17 protein-coding genes, 1 pseudogene and 1 riboswitch are annotated in these 15410 nt (G+C 44.6%); of the genes and pseudogenes, 14 read left to right on the top strand and 4 right to left on the bottom strand.

Annotated features, from left to right (window positions below; translation table 11 throughout):
* The first annotated feature begins 170 nt into the window (after positions 1–170).
* The gene (locus tag M1D69_RS13980) at positions 171–689 is read left to right on the top strand and encodes an acyl-CoA thioesterase (protein ID WP_010333945.1); all 519 of its coding nucleotides are present in this window, start codon (positions 171–173) and stop codon (positions 687–689) included.
* A gap of 252 nt (positions 690–941) precedes the next feature.
* Positions 942–2144, top strand: coding sequence for an NO-inducible flavohemoprotein (gene hmpA, locus M1D69_RS13975; protein WP_458105758.1), 1203 nt, complete (start codon positions 942–944; stop codon positions 2142–2144).
* A 70-nt stretch (positions 2145–2214) separates the two neighbouring features.
* On the opposite strand, the gene M1D69_RS13970 is transcribed toward hmpA, so the two are convergent.
* The gene (locus M1D69_RS13970) at positions 2215–2439 is read right to left on the bottom strand and encodes a hypothetical protein (protein ID WP_059352800.1); all 225 of its coding nucleotides are present in this window, start codon (positions 2437–2439) and stop codon (positions 2215–2217) included.
* Positions 2440–2595: 156 nt separating this feature from the next.
* On the opposite strand from M1D69_RS13970, the gene M1D69_RS13965 reads away from it, so the two are divergent.
* The 9 genes from M1D69_RS13965 to M1D69_RS13925 all read left to right on the top strand — a co-directional run bounded on the left by M1D69_RS13965 (position 2596) and on the right by M1D69_RS13925 (position 9596).
* On the top strand, positions 2596–3327 hold the full coding sequence (locus tag M1D69_RS13965; protein ID WP_458105759.1) for a DUF421 domain-containing protein: 732 nt from the start codon (positions 2596–2598) through the stop codon (positions 3325–3327).
* Positions 3328–3439: 112 nt separating this feature from the next.
* The gene (locus tag M1D69_RS13960; RefSeq protein WP_336183607.1) at positions 3440–3967 is read left to right on the top strand and encodes a DinB family protein; all 528 of its coding nucleotides are present in this window, start codon (positions 3440–3442) and stop codon (positions 3965–3967) included.
* A complete protein-coding gene (locus M1D69_RS13955) occupies positions 3957–4472 on the top strand; it encodes a GNAT family N-acetyltransferase (RefSeq protein WP_458105760.1) in 516 nt (171 codons plus the stop codon). The genes M1D69_RS13960 and M1D69_RS13955 overlap by 11 nt, the downstream gene beginning before the upstream one ends.
* A 32-nt stretch (positions 4473–4504) precedes the next feature.
* Positions 4505–4617, top strand: a riboswitch (guanidine-I (ykkC/yxkD leader).
* A gap of 81 nt (positions 4618–4698) precedes the next feature.
* Positions 4699–5037 carry a DMT family transporter gene (locus M1D69_RS13950; RefSeq protein ID WP_458105761.1) on the top strand — a complete coding sequence of 113 codons (339 nt, stop codon included), beginning with the start codon at positions 4699–4701 and terminating at the stop codon, positions 5035–5037.
* The gene (locus tag M1D69_RS13945) at positions 5037–5354 is read left to right on the top strand and encodes a DMT family transporter (RefSeq protein WP_024121116.1); all 318 of its coding nucleotides are present in this window, start codon (positions 5037–5039) and stop codon (positions 5352–5354) included. The genes M1D69_RS13950 and M1D69_RS13945 overlap by 1 nt, the downstream gene beginning before the upstream one ends.
* A gap of 70 nt (positions 5355–5424) precedes the next feature.
* Positions 5425–6327, top strand: coding sequence for a formyltetrahydrofolate deformylase (purU, locus tag M1D69_RS13940; protein WP_024121117.1), 903 nt, complete (start codon positions 5425–5427; stop codon positions 6325–6327).
* A 361-nt stretch (positions 6328–6688) separates the two neighbouring features.
* Positions 6689–7786: a glutamate 5-kinase gene (proB, locus tag M1D69_RS13935; RefSeq protein ID WP_044156184.1), complete on the top strand. Its 1098-nt coding sequence runs from the start codon at positions 6689–6691 to the stop codon at positions 7784–7786.
* 11 nt (positions 7787–7797) lie between these two features.
* Positions 7798–9045: a glutamate-5-semialdehyde dehydrogenase gene (gene proA, locus M1D69_RS13930; RefSeq protein ID WP_458105762.1), complete on the top strand. Its 1248-nt coding sequence runs from the start codon at positions 7798–7800 to the stop codon at positions 9043–9045.
* A gap of 125 nt (positions 9046–9170) precedes the next feature.
* On the top strand, positions 9171–9596 hold the full coding sequence (locus M1D69_RS13925) for an organic hydroperoxide resistance protein (RefSeq protein WP_458105763.1): 426 nt from the start codon (positions 9171–9173) through the stop codon (positions 9594–9596).
* A 29-nt stretch (positions 9597–9625) separates the two neighbouring features.
* Here M1D69_RS13925 and M1D69_RS13920 read toward each other — a convergent pair whose 3' ends face one another.
* On the bottom strand, positions 9626–10069 hold the full coding sequence (locus M1D69_RS13920) for a MarR family winged helix-turn-helix transcriptional regulator (RefSeq protein WP_458105764.1): 444 nt from the start codon (positions 10067–10069) through the stop codon (positions 9626–9628).
* A 143-nt stretch (positions 10070–10212) separates the two neighbouring features.
* On the opposite strand from M1D69_RS13920, the gene M1D69_RS13915 reads away from it, so the two are divergent.
* Together M1D69_RS13915 and M1D69_RS13910 are read left to right on the top strand one after the other, a co-directional pair.
* Complete coding sequence (locus tag M1D69_RS13915) at positions 10213–10623, top strand: organic hydroperoxide resistance protein (RefSeq protein WP_024121122.1); 411 nt, start codon at positions 10213–10215, stop codon at positions 10621–10623.
* A gap of 119 nt (positions 10624–10742) precedes the next feature.
* A pseudogene (locus M1D69_RS13910) lies at positions 10743–11758 on the top strand (glycosyltransferase).
* 31 nt (positions 11759–11789) lie between these two features.
* Here M1D69_RS13910 and M1D69_RS13905 read toward each other — a convergent pair.
* A complete protein-coding gene (locus tag M1D69_RS13905; RefSeq protein WP_458105765.1) occupies positions 11790–12260 on the bottom strand; it encodes a nucleoside deaminase in 471 nt (156 codons plus the stop codon).
* Positions 12261–12391: 131 nt separating this feature from the next.
* On the opposite strand from M1D69_RS13905, the gene M1D69_RS13900 reads away from it, so the two are divergent.
* Positions 12392–13012, top strand: coding sequence for a histidine phosphatase family protein (locus M1D69_RS13900; RefSeq protein WP_458105766.1), 621 nt, complete (start codon positions 12392–12394; stop codon positions 13010–13012).
* 36 nt (positions 13013–13048) lie between these two features.
* Here the strand turns inward: M1D69_RS13900 and metE are convergent, their stop codons facing one another.
* Entirely contained in the window at positions 13049–15337 is a 2289-nt protein-coding gene (gene metE / locus M1D69_RS13895; protein WP_458105767.1) for a 5-methyltetrahydropteroyltriglutamate--homocysteine S-methyltransferase, read from the bottom strand.
* Positions 15338–15410 lie beyond the last annotated feature (73 nt).

Genomic DNA, 15410 nt, shown 5'->3' with positions numbered 1-15410 from the left:
GTGTGAAGAATACGTATATTATTCCCTCGTCAGCCAAATCATTAAACATTTAAGAAAGAAAACCTGACAGACAAATCATTTTACATTTTAGACAAATGGATGAGAATATTGTTTAATAGGAGAATATGAGTGCATTTACTAATCGATCAGACATCAAAGGGGAGAAAGGTATGGAAGCACAGGAAACAAAATTTTGTAAAGAGTCAAAAGTTGTGAAAACCAGCAGGGTATTCCCTCTCGATACGAACAATCATAATACGCTGTTTGGCGGAAAACTGATGAGTTATATCGATGATATTGCCTCTATTTCCGCAGCGCGCCATTGTAGACGTGATACGGTAACGGCTTCGATGGACTCTGTCGATTTTCTGAAACCGATCGGGCAAAGGGAGTCTGTCTGCTTGGAATCATATGTGACTTGGGTCGGCACATCTTCCATGGAGGTGTTTGTGAAAGTCATCAAAGAGCATCTGATGACTGGTGAACGGGAGCTCGCCGCGACATCCTTTTTGACCTTTGTCGCATTAGACTCAAACGGCAAGCCGGTGCCTGTGCCGAGAGTTGTACCGGAAACAGAAGAGGAAATCATGCTGCATAACACAGCGGTTCAGCGCGCCAGTGAACGGAAAAACCGAAAAAAACACAGTCAGGCGCTGGCAAATGCGCTTGGAACAGACAAGCCTTGGTAAAACATGAAACCCAAAACATACGTTGTTTTGGGTTTTTTTGTGCCTTCCTTTATTTCGCTGTTAATGGTGATCATTACAGAGGTTAGTCCATTTTTGCTAGGGGATTCTATAAAAAAGCAACAATTGTCACGTTAAATTGATAATTTTGTGACAATTTTATTAAAGATTCATTTTAAATATATCTTTTAAAGGCGGGATCATGTATTTTAAAGGTATATTTTAAATACATCTTTTCGGAAGGGTTGTTAAACGATGTTAGATAACAAAACAATCGAAATCATAAAAAGCACTGTACCAGTATTACAGCAGCACGGAGAATCCATTACAGGACGTTTTTACGACCTCATGTTCCAAGATCATCCTGAGCTTTTAAACATTTTTAATCAAACAAACCAAAAGAAAAAAACACAGCGTACCGCCCTGGCGAATGCCGTTATTGCAGCTGCAGCTAATATTGACCAGCTTGGCAATATCATTCCGGTCGTCAAACAAATCGGCCATAAACACCGCAGTATCGGTATTAAGCCTGAACATTATCCGATTGTCGGCAAATATTTGCTGATTGCGATTAAAGATGTTTTGGGAGATGCAGCGACCCCTGACATTATGCAGGCGTGGGAGAAAGCGTATGGAGTTATAGCTGACGCTTTTATCGGAATTGAAGAAGAAATGTATGAACAGGCGGAACACCAAACTGGCGGATGGAAGGAGTATAAGCCTTTCATCGTTGCGAAAAAAGTGCGTGAAAGCAAAGAAATAACATCCTTCTATTTGAAACCGGAAGACGGCAAGCCGTTACCTGAATTTCAAGCAGGGCAATATATCAGCATCAAAGTCCGGATTCCTGATTCTGAATATACGCATATCCGTCAATACAGCTTGTCTGATATGCCGGGAAAAGACTATTATCGAATTTCAGTTAAGAAAGACGGTGCTGTGTCTTCTTATTTACACGAAGGTCTGCACGAGGGGGGTTCATTAGAAATCAGCGCGCCGGCAGGAGATTTTGTTTTAGATTCTTCATCCCGCAAAGATCTCGTTCTGCTTAGTGCCGGAGTTGGCATCACACCGATGATCAGCATGCTGAAAACGTCTGTTTCCAAACAGCCTGAGCGGCAGATTCTCTTTATCCATGCCGCGAAAAATAGTGAATACCACGCGCTGCGCGATGAAGCAGAAGAGGCGGCAGAGCATTCTTCTGTTAAAACGGCATTTGTGTATCGCGAGCCGACAGAAGAGGACCGCGCGGGTGACATTCAATTTCATGAAGGCCAAATTGACCAGCAGTTCCTCAAAAGCCTGATCGCCAATACAGATGCGGATTATTATATTTGCGGTTCACCGTCATTTATCACTCAAATGCATAAGCTTGTATCGGAACTCGGATCAGCGCCAGAGTCTATTCATTACGAACTGTTCGGTCCTCAATTAAGCATTGCACAGTCCATTTCTTAATACACACAGCTCTTCTCTTATATGAGAAGGGTTTTTTTAGGTAAATAGAAGAAGGCGGACGCGCCTTCTTCTACATCCGCACAATGACTGATCCGCCTCCATTTGTGCATACGCGATTTTGCTGCTCTTGAATCGTTCTTAGCAATTCATTGTTCACCTCGATGGCTCTGATCAAATGCTCCATTTTAAGCTCTAAACCGGCCAGCCTGTCAGCTGTATGGTATGGCTGATAGGCTGCGGATTTTGACTGTATACTTTCATATTGCCAATTGGCACTCTTATGCTGATGTTTCATGCTGTCCCTCCAATAACATGACTTTCTACTATGTTATGTGCCTGCATTCTGCACGTTCGCCTATTTGGATGTGGATGAAGAGGTAAGATATGCATAGCGTTTCAGTTACAGGGAACAATATATTCATTATGACTAGCGGATGGAGGGCAATGATCAGTGTTATGGATGGTATGGGCATTTTTATTCAAGCCTGTTATCGTGTTTTCGATTGCTTATATTTTGTTTCGGCTTGCCGGAAAAAAAGCCGTGTCACAAATGAACAATTTTGATTTGCTTTTGACCTTCGCAATCGGAACCATCATCAGTGAGCCAATCCTCACATCCAAGCTGCCGATGTCTATTTATTACGCAGGCGCCTTTTTATTGCTTTATCTTCTGATGAGCAAGCTTGCTCTTTCTAATAAGTGGAGATGGCTGCTGGTGGTCAGTCCGACAGTGTTAATCCGGAACGGGGATATCGATGAGCGTGGACTCAAAAAAGAGAGGCTGACCGTCAATGAGCTGCTCGGAAAACTGAGAGAAAAGGGCTATGCAGATCCGGCTGATATTGACCTTGCCATCATTGAAGAAACGGGAGAAGTAAGCGTGATCCCGACAGAAGAAGCGAGAGCAGTGCAGGTGCGGGATTTGAATATAGAGGCTGAACGGAACTTTATCCCGATTCCCCTCATATTGGACGGTGAGATCCTTGATCACAATTTGAAGTACCTGCAAAAAAACCGAAGCTGGCTGTTTGAAAAACTTAAGGAAAAAGGACACAGCCCAAAACAGCTGTCTTTGGTCACGCTCGGCACGTTAAATGACCGCGGTGACATCTCGCTCGATTTGAATACATCCAACGACACGCACAATGATCCATATTTGTACAAGCCTGGAAATAACAATTAAATGTGCTGCCGACATTCTTTGGCGCTTTTTTTATAGATTAGATTGTACCATCTGCAAAGGAAATGTTCCCCCTTACGTCAAAATATACACATAGGTAAGGAGGGAATGGAACATGAGGGACTTATTCATTAGAAAAGACATGGCGCCGACAGTCAGTCTGCTGTATTCCGCAGTGGAAGAAAACAGCCTCCGTCTGGCATCCATTGTTAGTCGCATGACTCACAGAGAGCTATATTATAAGGGGTGCTGCCAAACAAAAAACAGCACGGCACAGCTGCTGCAGCATATCGCAAATGTTGATATCAGATGGGTGTGGCGCATAAAGGAGAATCGGGTCCCTGAACATATTGAAGACATTTACGGCCCGATGACAGATGAAAGCGGACGATTGCCTGAACCAAAGAATCAGCCGGGTTTAGAAGAACTTTTGACAAGGCATCAACATGTCGTAAACGAGCTGAAATCGGTATGTAAGACCTTGACCGAGAATGATTTGCATCAGACGCTTTCTTACGAGGGTGACAAGGCAACAGTAAGATGGGGGATATGGCATATGGCGGATCATAATCGCTATCATCAAGCCCATATTGAAGCCCTTAAAAAAGAATGGAAGCAGGATATGATCAAAAATGGGCGCTGAAACGAAGCTTGTGACCGAACGGATTCGTTTGCGCTGTATGGAGGACCGGGATCAAGAATCTTTACTTGAGCTTTTCAGCGACCCTGAAGTGATGAAATATTATTCCGGTTTAAAAGATAAACGGCAAACCCGCGAGTGGATCGCTTGGAACAAAAGAAAAGAAAAAGGGTACCGGGTCAGTCTCTGGATCGCCGAAGACATACAGACGGGGGATTTTTTAGGCCAATGCGGAATCGTGCCTCAGCAAACCGAAAATGAAACGGCAATGGAAATCGGCTATATGTTTGCCCGCCGGCACTGGGGAAACGGCTATGCGCAAGAAGCGGCCAAAGCCTGCCTGGATTATGGTTTCAAGGAGCGGCAGTACGGCAAAATTGCGGCTTTGATTGACCCGGATAACAAAGCGTCTTTACGGGTGGCAGAGAAAATCGGCATGCTTTACAGCCGAACGATCAGAAAATGGAATAAACCGATCGCTGTGTATGAAAGAAAATCTTACAATTGAAGACAGCGTCGAGGTGTAGTATCATAAGACCAGATAAAGTTTTCTAGGGTTCCGCATGTTCATTGACATGGACTGGTCCGAGAGAAAACACATATGCGCATCATATCAGCGCATATGCACACGGAGGGAAAAAAGCCCGGGAGAGTCAAGCTCATTATGAGTCGACTGTCCGGGGTTTTTTTGTTTTCGGAGAATTTTATTGCTAGGTAGAAAGGAATGATGTGATATGAAATGGGGATTGGTTGTGTTAGCCGCCGTGTTTGAGGTTGTTTGGGTTGTGGGCTTAAAACATGCTGACTCAGCCTTAACATGGAGCGGCACTGCCGTCGGTATCATAGTTAGCTTTTATTTGTTAATGAAGGCGACAGCCAGCCTGCCGGTCGGTACCGTATACGCCGTCTTTACAGGTCTTGGCACAGCAGGAACGGTGATGAGTGAAATGTTTCTGTTTCACGAACCGGTCGGATTGCCGAAGCTTTTGTTAATCGGCGTGCTCTTAATCGGTGTGATCGGATTGAAGCTTGTGACACAGGATGAGGCTGATGAAAAAGGAGGCGAGGCATAATGCTTCATTGGATCAGTTTATTAGGCGCGGGATTTTTGGAAATGGCAGGCGTCGCACTTATGAATCAATTTGCGAAAGAAAAAAGCCCCAAATGGGTGGTGCTGATCATTATCGGTTTTGCCGCCTCATTTTCCTTATTATCTTTTGCTATGGAAACCATTCCGATGGGCACCGCTTACGCCGTTTGGACAGGAATCGGCACCGCGGGCGGGGCGCTTATCGGCATTCTCTTTTACAATGAGCCGAAAGACGCCAAACGGATCTTCTTTATCGCATTAATCTTGTGCTCAGCCGTCGGTTTAAAAATTCTGTCATAAATTGATTTTTATCAAATCTTCAGTATAATGGATAATTAGTTTAGACTTACAAAGATAAGAGGGATTATTCATGAAATCATATATGACCCAGCGGTTAAATGAATACCGTGACGGAAATGAAGATAAAGGGCGCCTCTTGGTCAGCTGTCCCGATCAGCCGGGAATTGTTGCTGCGGTTTCTGCGTTTTTATTAGAACATGGCGCCAATATTATTGAATCCAATCAATATACGACAGATCCTGAAGGCGGGCGTTTTTTCCTGAGAATTGACTTCGACTGTGAGGGCATTCAGGAGAAAAAAGAAAAACTTCAGGACGCGTTTTCGTCTATTGCGGATACATTCGACATGACGTGGAGCTTAACGATGGCCAGCGAGCTGAAGCGTGTCGCTATTTTTGTATCAAAGGAGCTTCACTGTCTGCATGAGCTCATTTGGGAATGGCAAACAGGCAATCTCATGGCGGAAATCGCGGTTGTCATCAGCAACCATGAAGATGCGAGAGACCTTGTTGAACCGCTGAACATTCCATTCCACTATTTAAAAGCGAACAAAGATATCAGAGCGGAAGTTGAGAAACAGCAGCTTGAACTGCTGGAGCAATATGATATTGATGTGATCGTTCTTGCTCGCTACATGCAGATCTTAACGCCTGATTTTGTGTCGGCTCATCCGAATCGAATCATCAATATCCACCATTCCTTCCTGCCTGCTTTTATCGGTGCCAATCCGTATAAACGGGCTTATGAGCGGGGGGTCAAATTGATTGGCGCAACTTCTCACTATGTCACAAATGACCTTGATGAAGGGCCGATCATTGAACAGGACATTGAGCGTGTTGACCACCGCGACAATGCCGACGCGCTGAAAAATATCGGCAGAACGATTGAACGCAGCGTTCTTGCCCGCGCTGTGAAATGGCACCTGGAAGACCGCGTCATCGTTCACGAAAATAAAACCATTGTCTTTAACTAGACTGCCAGACGCCCGCGCAATGCGGGCTTTTTTGATGTGGAAAAAACCTTGACAAGAGGCTTTTTTCTTTGCATAATATAAAAAAATCATTGAGCGTTGAAGAGGATTAGTAAGCAGACCTTTCTGTGACAGAGAGCAAAATGAGTGGCTGAAACATTTTGCCGCATGAAACCTGCCGAACCTGCCTTGGAGTCTTAGGGGGAAAACCTAGGCGCATAACCTGGCGTTACAGGGAAGCGGAACGTGCTGAAGTGCGTTCAAACAAGGTGGTACCACGGAAACCCATTTCGTCCTTATCTATGAGGATGAAATGGGTTTTTTTATTGTAAGTTGGCTGGCGAAGAGCCGCGGAGGAGAATAAATGAAAAAACAAAGAATAGTAGTGAAGATAGGAAGCAGTTCGCTTACAAATAGCAAAGGAAGCATTGATGAGGTAAAAATCAGAGAACACGTTCAGGCAATTTCTCTTTTGAAAAAAGCGGGGCATGAAATGATTTTGATTACCTCGGGAGCGGTAGCGGCGGGGTTTTCCAGTCTCGGTTATCCGTCCCGTCCTGTTACCCTTAAGGGAAAGCAGGCGGCAGCCGCGGTCGGACAAACACTGTTAATGCAGCAATACATGAATCAATTTAAACAATACTCACTTACCCCGGGGCAAATCCTTTTGACGAGAAATGATTTTTCGAAGAGAGAGCGGTATCGAAATGCGTATGCAACGATTATGGAATTGCTGGAGCGCGGTGTTATCCCCGTTATTAATGAAAATGATTCTACGTCTGTTGAAGAATTGACTTTTGGCGACAATGATATGCTCTCTGCTTTGGTCAGCGGATTAATTCATGCGGACCAGCTCATGATCCTGACTGACATTAACGGGCTGTATGATGCCAATCCAAATGAAAATCCTGATGCGAAACGATTTGATTATTTGCCGGAGATCACCCCTGAATTGCTGGGATACGCGGGTTCAGCCGGATCAAAGGTCGGCACGGGCGGTATGAAATCAAAGCTGTTAGCTGCACAAACCGCACTGTCTCTTGGGGTCAAAGTGTTCATCGGAACAGGCAGCGGCGAACAAAAGCTGGCGGATATTTTAGACGGCAGGGGAGATGGGACTTATATCGGCGACAAGGAGCTATCCTCAGTTAACAATACGAGACAATGGATTCAATTCCACTCGCCGATATCAGGGGAAATTGTCATTGACGCGGGTGCCGAAGAGGCGATGGTTCATAACGGAAGCAGTCTTTTACCGGCTGGCGTAGTGGGCGTGAACGGGAGCTTTCCAAAAGGGGCTGTCGTGGAAGTCCGGGGACCGGGCGGTGTGATTGGCAAAGGCCAGACCCATTATTCATCTGAGGAAATTATGGAGGCAAAAGGCAAACGAAGCAATGAGCTTGATTTTGACAAAACGTTTGAGGTCATTCACAGGAATGACTGGGTCAACTTAAAAGACTAGGGGGCGGAAAAATGAGTGAAGTTTCTGTAAAAGCGAAGCTGGCGAAAGAAGCAGCAGCTGAAATGATGATGAAAACAACCGCTGAAAAGAATGAGGCGCTCAGTCTCATTGCAAATGGACTCCGTAAAGAATTGGATTTTCTCTTATCAGAAAATGCAAAAGACATTGAGAACGGAAAAGCAAATGGGTTAACACCCGATGTCATTGACCGTCTCACGCTGGATGAGAAACGCATACGCGACATCGCGGACGCGGTAGAGCTATTGATTGATCTGGCTGACCCAGTCGGCGAATCTCTTGAAACAATTGAAAAAGAGAACGGCCTGTTTATTGAAAAAATCCGTGTGCCGCTCGGTGTTGCCGGAATGATTTACGAGGCGAGGCCAAACGTCACAGTTGATGCGGCTACCCTTTGCCTGAAAACAGGAAATGCGGTTGTCTTGCGGGGGAGCTCCTCAGCCATTCACAGCAACAAAGCACTCGTCAGTGTTATTCACAGAGCGCTTGAGCAATCAGCGCTTCCAATCAACGCTGTGCAGCTGATTGAGGATACGAGCAGAGAGACAGCAAAAGAACTCTTTACGTTAAATGACGGATTGGATGTATTGATTCCGCGCGGAGGAAAAAAACTGATCGATCTCGTTGTAAGAGAATCAACAGTCCCGGTATTAGAAACCGGAGCCGGCAACTGTCACATTTTCATAGATGAAACGGCAAATCAGCAAATGGCTGAAAAGGTTGTCATAAACGCCAAAACGCAGCGCCCTTCCGTGTGCAACGCGATTGAATCACTGCTGATCCACAAAGCGTGGGCAGAGCGGCACGGAAAAGAATTGCTGACGCAGCTGGAAAAAGCGGGAGTCGAAATCCGCGGCGATGAATTCGTATGCGGGCTTCATTCTTCAAGCAAACAGGCGTCAGAGGAAGATTGGGGAACGGAATACTTAGGGCCTGTCATCAGTGTAAAGACGGTTGAAAGTGTACAGGAAGCTGTGCGGCATATCCAGAAATACGGCACTAATCATTCTGAAGCCATTTTAACTGAAAACGATCAGCATGCGGCTTACTTTCAAACGGCTGTAGACGCCGCCGCGGTCTATCATAACGCGTCGACCCGTTTTACCGATGGCTTTGAATTTGGCTACGGAGCAGAAATCGGCATCAGTACACAAAAGCTTCATGCAAGAGGACCGATGGGGCTTCCTGCATTAACTTCTACAAAATATATCATTAAAGGAACAGGACAAATTCGCGAATAGCACGATGTATTCTCTAAAAAGCTTATCTCTAAAAGGAGGTAAGCTTTTTTATGAATAAAAAATTGACACGGTAAATTTAATTGTGTACAATTTAATTGTGTAAAACAAAATAGGGGGAATACAATATGAGTCAGCCATTATTTACAGCATCCGTTTCAGCGATAGGAGGAAGAGAAGGTAAAATTATTTCCTCAGACCGCGTTCTCGAGCTCGATGTCGCAATGCCGGGAACACCGAGAGCTAAGAAATTAGAAAAAGCGACAAATCCGGAGCAGCTGTTTGCCGCAGGTTACGCAGCTTGCTTTGACAGCGCACTTCAGCTTGTAGCAAGAACAGAACGAGTGAAAGTGGAGACCGAGGTTACAGCGCATGTCAGCCTGCTAAAGGATGAAGCAGATCAAGGCTACAAACTGGGTGTGACGCTGCAGGTGAAAGGAAAAGGGGTCAGTGCATCAGAATTACAGGCACTTGTGCAAAAAGCGCACGGTGTCTGCCCTTATTCAAAAGCAACCTCCGGAAATATCGATGTCACATTGGAAATCGTTGAATAAAAAATGAGGATGCCTCACATAGGGCATCCTCATTTTTTTTGGTGCAGCGTTTCAAGCAATGTATATAGAGCCGATTTTAAGTGTTTCAATTCTTCGCCGGACTGGCCTGAGAGTGCCAGAATTGTTCCCGGAATATCAGCCGCTTTTTCTTTTAAGAGCTTTCCGCTCTCTGTCAGGCTGATCATCACCAACCGCTCATCCTCTTCAGATCTTTTTCTTATAATCAATTCCTGCTGCTCCATCCGTTTCAGCATTGGTGTCAGCGTTCCGGAATCCAAATACAGAAGCTCACCCATTGTTTTGACGGAAAGTGTTTCGTGTTCCCACAATAAAAGCAAAGCCAAATATTGAGGGTATGTCACATTCAGCTTTTCAAGCAGCGGCTTGTACTGCTTTGTCATCTCCCGCGAACTCGCATAAAGCAAAAAACAAAGCTGATTCTCCAATTTCATATGGTCAAATTCATTTTCCATCTGTGTTCACCAACTCTTTCTGACATTACATACTATTGTAGCTGAAAAACATCACTTTTCCTATTCTCGGCAAACAAAACATGTTTAAAAAGATTTGTATGGGAAATATAACAACTAAAGACAAATAAGGAGGCTGAAAACAAATGGCACTATTTACAGCAAAAGCCACCGCTCGCGGCGGACGTGCAGGACATATTCAATCAGATGACGGGGTACTCGATTTTGACATTGTCATGCCTAATGCAAAAAAAGAAGGACAAACCGGAACAAACCCGGAACAGCTCTTTGCCGCAGGCTATGCAGCATGCTTTGGCGGCGCGCTTGAACACGTGGCCAAAGAACAAAATATTGACATTGATTCAGAAATTGAAGGACAGGTCAGCCTCATGAAGGATGAAAGTGACGGCGGCTTTAAAATCGGAGTCACACTTGTCGTCAATACAAAGGGATTGGATCGGGATAAAGCCCAAGAGCTTGTCGAGGCTGCTCATGAATTTTGTCCTTATTCTAAAGCGACAAGAGGAAATGTTGATGTAAAATTGGAATTGAAATAATTTGCAGCATCCTGAGAGTTCTCAGGATGTTTTTTTGATATGAACGGATTGGTTATGATCTTTTCGAAGTGTGAATACATGTAGTATAGGTGGATTTAGACTAGAAAAAAGGTGAGCGAATGAAAAGACCGAAGCTGTCAGTTTGTATGATTGTCAAAAATGAAGAACGTCATATTGTCCGCTGTTTAGAAAGCGTGCAGCATATTGCTGATGAAATCATTGTCGTTGATACCGGATCAAACGATCAAACAGTAGAAATTTGCAGAAGTTTTCATGCTCAGGTCTATCATCATCAATGGACACAGGATTATTCGCAGGCAAGAAACATCAGTTTACAGCATGCCAAGGGTGAGTGGATTTTGATTTTGGATGCAGATGAAGAGTTAGACGTGGATACGGGAAGCTTGCTGCATTCACTGCTGAATGACTGCAGGCAGTCCCTTGGTTACGTAAAGGTTATAAACTATACGGGAAAGCAATGGGATGAAAACGAAGCATTTGAACAAATGCAGATCAGGCTGATACGGAATCAGCGGAAGATAACGTTTAAGGGAAGAATTTGCGAAAAGCCCGTGGGTGAGGAGGCAAGCGGCGCTTTCTCTCTCCCTTGTGTTATTCACCATTACGGCTATCTGGAGCAGGTGGCAAAGTGTAAGCATAAACGTAATTTAAGCATATTGAATACAGAGGCGGCGAACAGAGCAAAGCCATCCGCCTGGCAATGAAGGGCATAAATGAATGCAACAGCAAAAAGCAAATTCCTCCAGCTGTTTTATATTATATCAAGTTTAAACTCTTCATTGATTCTGAACGGTATGAAGAAGCTGAGCGGGATATTGATGAAGCACTGCGGCATTATCCGGATTACAGCACCCTTTACTACTACAAAGGGATAATGATGTATCAGCTTAAAAAAGTCAGAGAAGCGATTACAGCATTTGAATCCTGTCTGCAAACGCAAGGTGAAAACCATCAGTACATACAGGTTAAAGGAGCCGCTGATTTTCGATCCCTTTGCTGGCTGGGCGTCTGTCACGCTGAATTGCCTCAACATATGACAGCAGTTTTATATTTGCAAAAAGCGCTTAAAGCAAACCCGAGGTGTACTCAGGCGCAGCAACTGCTCAGTGAATGAACAAAGGATCAGGCCGCACATGCCTGATCCTTTAATATTCTTGTTTATAGTCAACATCCCGCCAAGCTTGAAACGGAGATAAATGCTCCGCGAGAGTTACGTGATAAAAGGGGATCGTTCTTTCTTCAGCAGGTTTATCAATTTCTTCATAAATGAATGAATCATCAAAACCGGCTTCAGCAGCATCTGTATGCTCAGCAGCATAGTAAACGGCTTTCGGCCGGGCCCAGTAGATGGCGCCTAAGCACATTGGGCATGGCTCGCAGCTCGTATACAACATGCAGTCATCCAGCTGGTATGTCCCAAGCGCTTTACAGGCGTTTCGAATAGCAGTTACTTCCGCGTGGGCAGTCGGATCATTGCTTGTAGTAACGTTGTTCTGTCCTTCGGCTATAATGGCTCCGTCCTTCACGATAACAGCTCCGAAAGGCCCGCCGATTCCAGCATTCACTCCTTCACGAGCAAGCTCGACAGCCCGCTTTAAAAACGCTTCATGATTCATCCCATACCCTCCCAGTCGATCGAATGATATAAGTATAGCCGAAAAGAAGTGCAAAAAACATTCTCAAAAAAATGAAAAATAAACAAAATATTTGGGGGATTTGCTAAGATGAAAAAAAGGGAGGGGAGCATATGCTGCATTTGTATATTGCCAGGCATGGACAGACACATTGGAACGTAGAAAAAAGGATGCAGGGCTGGCTGGATTCTGGTGTAACAGAACTTGGACTGTACAATGCCCGCGCTCTTGGAGAACGGCTGAAGGACATTGAATTCAATCAGGTTTACATCAGCCCGAGCAAGCGGACAGAAGTGACGGCAAAAGCTATATTGGGATCGCGCCGCCTGCCGCTGGTGAAAGATCGTATTTTCAGAGAAATGTCGCTGGGGCCATGGGAAGGGAAAAAACAAGAGGATATTGAAAGAGACGAACCTGATCTTTTTCATGCTTATTTTCATCATCCTGAAGCATATCACCAGCCGGGATGTGAAACATTTTTTGACCTTGAAAGCCGGGCAAGGCTGGCTCTCCAATCGATTTTAGACAGACATTCTTCCGGGAATATTCTTCTGGTTACCCATTCTGTCTTTATATTAATGCTGTTAAATATCATAAAGGGAAGAGGCATTCATGACATATGGAATTCTGCTTACATACATGATACGTCTTTGAGCCTTGTGGCATTTGATAAAAACGGTACAGCCAAAATACGAAAAGAAGGGGATGGGGAGCATCGAAAACCGATTTCCTAAAAGAAAAACCATCTGCATTTGCAGATGGTTTTCGTATTATACAAGCTGTGTCTGCTTAGCTCTTGCCTGTTTCGCCGCTTCAACCATATTTTTTAAGGCTGCGACTGTTTCTTCCTGCTGTCTTGTTTTTAAACCGCAGTCAGGGTTTACCCAGAAACGGTCAGTCGGACATACAGCAAGCGCATCAACGATAATGTTGTACATTTCTTCAGTTGACGGGACACGTGGACTGTGAATGTCATAAACACCAAGCCCAAGCCCTTTCAAATACGGATGCTCTTTTAAGTAATCCAAAAATCCTCCGTGGCTTCTGCTGTGTTCGATCGTAATGACATCAGCGTCAAGGTCATTGATCGTATCGACGATGTCTTCGAAGTTGCTGTAGCACATATGTGTATGAATTTGTGTTTCATTTTTCACGGAAGATGTTGTTAATCTGAATGCCTCGGCAGCCCAAGTCAAATACTCATCCCAATCACGGTTTTTTAACGGAAGGCCTTCACGCAGGGCTGGCTCATCGACTTGAATGATTTGAATGCCCGCGTCTTCAAGCGCTTTTACTTCTTTGCGGAGGGCGAGTCCGATTTGGAACGCGATTTCTTTTCTCGAGATATCGTTCCGAGGGAAAGACCAATTTAAAATCGTAACAGGACCTGTCAGCATTCCTTTTACGTGCTTGGATGTTAACGATTGAGCGTATAAAGTATCTTTCACTGTCATCGGTTCAATAAACTCTACATCTCCATAAATGACCGGCGGGCGTACACAGCGTGAACCGTATGATTGAACCCAGGCGTACTTCGTAAAGGCGAAGCCGGCCAGCTTTTCACCAAAGTATTCAACCATGTCTGTCCGTTCGAATTCACCGTGAACAAGAACATCAAGATCCAATTCCTCCTGAATATCAATCCATCTTTTCGTCTCCGCATTGATAAAGTTTTGGTATTGTTCATCAGACCACTCGTTTTTCCGCCATTTTTGGCGTGCGCTGCGCACTTCAGCAGACTGCGGGAAGCTTCCGATTGTTGTTGTCGGCAAAAGCGGGAGCCCGAGAGATTCATTTTGCAGGGCTAAGCGTTCTTCAAATGGAATCGGGCGCTTGAAATCTTTATCGCTTAATTGTTCAAGCTCTTTCTTTTGTTCAGAATTGGCTCCTGTTGCAAATTGTTTGAGCGCTTTGATGTCCGCTTTCGCTTGCTGGATTTGTTCACTGATAGCGGCTTTGCCTGATACTAAGCCTTCTTTTAAAGCTGTCAGCTCTGCCAGTTTTTCTTTCGCGTAGGACAATCCGTTCAGCAGATCCTGTTCCAAATGCTCGTCTGGGTGTTTCGCTACCGGAACATGAAGCAGGCTGCTGGAAGGCTGAATCCACAATTCATCAACCTGTGCAATGCTGAGGATATGAAGCACGGCATCCAGGCGTTCTTCAAGATCCGCTTTCCAAATGTTGCGTCCGTCTATGACACCGGCTGCCAGCACTTTATCTTTCGGAAAGCCGTGTGTCTTAAGCTGCTCCAGGTTTCTGCCTTTATCATGAACGAAATCAAGCCCGATGCCCTGTACAGGATAAGAAATGAGCTCCTCATAAGCATCAACAGAATCGAAATACGTTTGCAAAAGCACATTCAAGGAAGAAAGCTCATTTGTGATGCTCTCGAATAATTCTTTTACGCCGCGTACATCCTCAGCTGAAGCGGTGACAAGCGCAGGTTCATCAATTTGAACCCATTTTACGCCTTCTTCTTCAAGCTCTTTTAAAAGCTGTACATATAACGGCACGAGGCGCTTTTGAATTGCTTTTGCTTCAGATGGCTCGTAGCCTTTTGCAAGCGTGACGAACGTATAAGGGCCGACAATCACAGGTTTTGTTTCAACGCCGTACTCCTGTTTGATTCGGCGGTAATCTTCAAGCTGTTTGTTTCTTGTCAGGCGGAACTCAATGCTCTCGTCATATTCCGGAACGATATAATGGTAATTTGTATTAAACCATTTTGTCATTTCACTAGATACAGCATCTTTAATTCCGCGGGCGATCGCGAAGTATGTATCGGTAGCGTCAGTCAAATGTCTGAAGCGTTTCGGAATCCAGTTGAAGCTGACTGCTGTGTCGAGTACATGGTCATACTGTGTGAAATCAGAAACAGGCACAACATCAATCTGCTGGTCAATTTGTGTTTTTACTGCGGATAAAAATAGTTCGTCGATTTGCTTTAAAAACGTATCTTTATCAGTGCTGCCTTTCCAATACGCTTCAAGTGCTTTTTTCCATTCTCTGTTCAGTCCGATTCTTGGAAATCCTAAATTTGATGTTTTGATGGTTGTCATTGTTTCTCCTCCTTTATATGTAAAACACTCTCGTTAACCCGCGGATACAGGCTGCTAAGAGGTTTTCTCACAA

It is taken from the genome of Bacillus sp. PK3-037, from assembly GCF_054161355.1.
The sequence above is the reverse complement of the archived record's forward strand: the minus strand, read 5'-3'. Positions and strand labels throughout refer to the sequence as shown.

Excerpts from the sequence above, each read along its gene's own strand:
- M1D69_RS13980 (WP_010333945.1), top strand. The coding sequence starts at position 171 with ATGGAAGCACAGGAAACAAAATTTTGTAAAGAGTCAAAAGTTGTGAAA.
- hmpA (WP_458105758.1), top strand. The coding sequence starts at position 942 with ATGTTAGATAACAAAACAATCGAAATCATAAAAAGCACTGTACCAGTA.
- M1D69_RS13970 (WP_059352800.1), bottom strand. The coding sequence starts at position 2,439 with ATGAAACATCAGCATAAGAGTGCCAATTGGCAATATGAAAGTATACAG.
- M1D69_RS13960 (WP_336183607.1), top strand. The coding sequence starts at position 3,440 with ATGAGGGACTTATTCATTAGAAAAGACATGGCGCCGACAGTCAGTCTG.
- M1D69_RS13955 (WP_458105760.1), top strand. The coding sequence starts at position 3,957 with ATGGGCGCTGAAACGAAGCTTGTGACCGAACGGATTCGTTTGCGCTGT.
- M1D69_RS13950 (WP_458105761.1), top strand. The coding sequence starts at position 4,699 with ATGAAATGGGGATTGGTTGTGTTAGCCGCCGTGTTTGAGGTTGTTTGG.
- M1D69_RS13945 (WP_024121116.1), top strand. The coding sequence starts at position 5,037 with ATGCTTCATTGGATCAGTTTATTAGGCGCGGGATTTTTGGAAATGGCA.
- purU (WP_024121117.1), top strand. The coding sequence starts at position 5,425 with ATGAAATCATATATGACCCAGCGGTTAAATGAATACCGTGACGGAAAT.
- proB (WP_044156184.1), top strand. The coding sequence starts at position 6,689 with ATGAAAAAACAAAGAATAGTAGTGAAGATAGGAAGCAGTTCGCTTACA.
- proA (WP_458105762.1), top strand. The coding sequence starts at position 7,798 with ATGAGTGAAGTTTCTGTAAAAGCGAAGCTGGCGAAAGAAGCAGCAGCT.
- M1D69_RS13925 (WP_458105763.1), top strand. The coding sequence starts at position 9,171 with ATGAGTCAGCCATTATTTACAGCATCCGTTTCAGCGATAGGAGGAAGA.
- M1D69_RS13920 (WP_458105764.1), bottom strand. The coding sequence starts at position 10,069 with ATGGAAAATGAATTTGACCATATGAAATTGGAGAATCAGCTTTGTTTT.
- M1D69_RS13915 (WP_024121122.1), top strand. The coding sequence starts at position 10,213 with ATGGCACTATTTACAGCAAAAGCCACCGCTCGCGGCGGACGTGCAGGA.
- M1D69_RS13905 (WP_458105765.1), bottom strand. The coding sequence starts at position 12,260 with ATGAATCATGAAGCGTTTTTAAAGCGGGCTGTCGAGCTTGCTCGTGAA.
- M1D69_RS13900 (WP_458105766.1), top strand. The coding sequence starts at position 12,392 with ATGCTGCATTTGTATATTGCCAGGCATGGACAGACACATTGGAACGTA.
- metE (WP_458105767.1), bottom strand. The coding sequence starts at position 15,337 with ATGACAACCATCAAAACATCAAATTTAGGATTTCCAAGAATCGGACTG.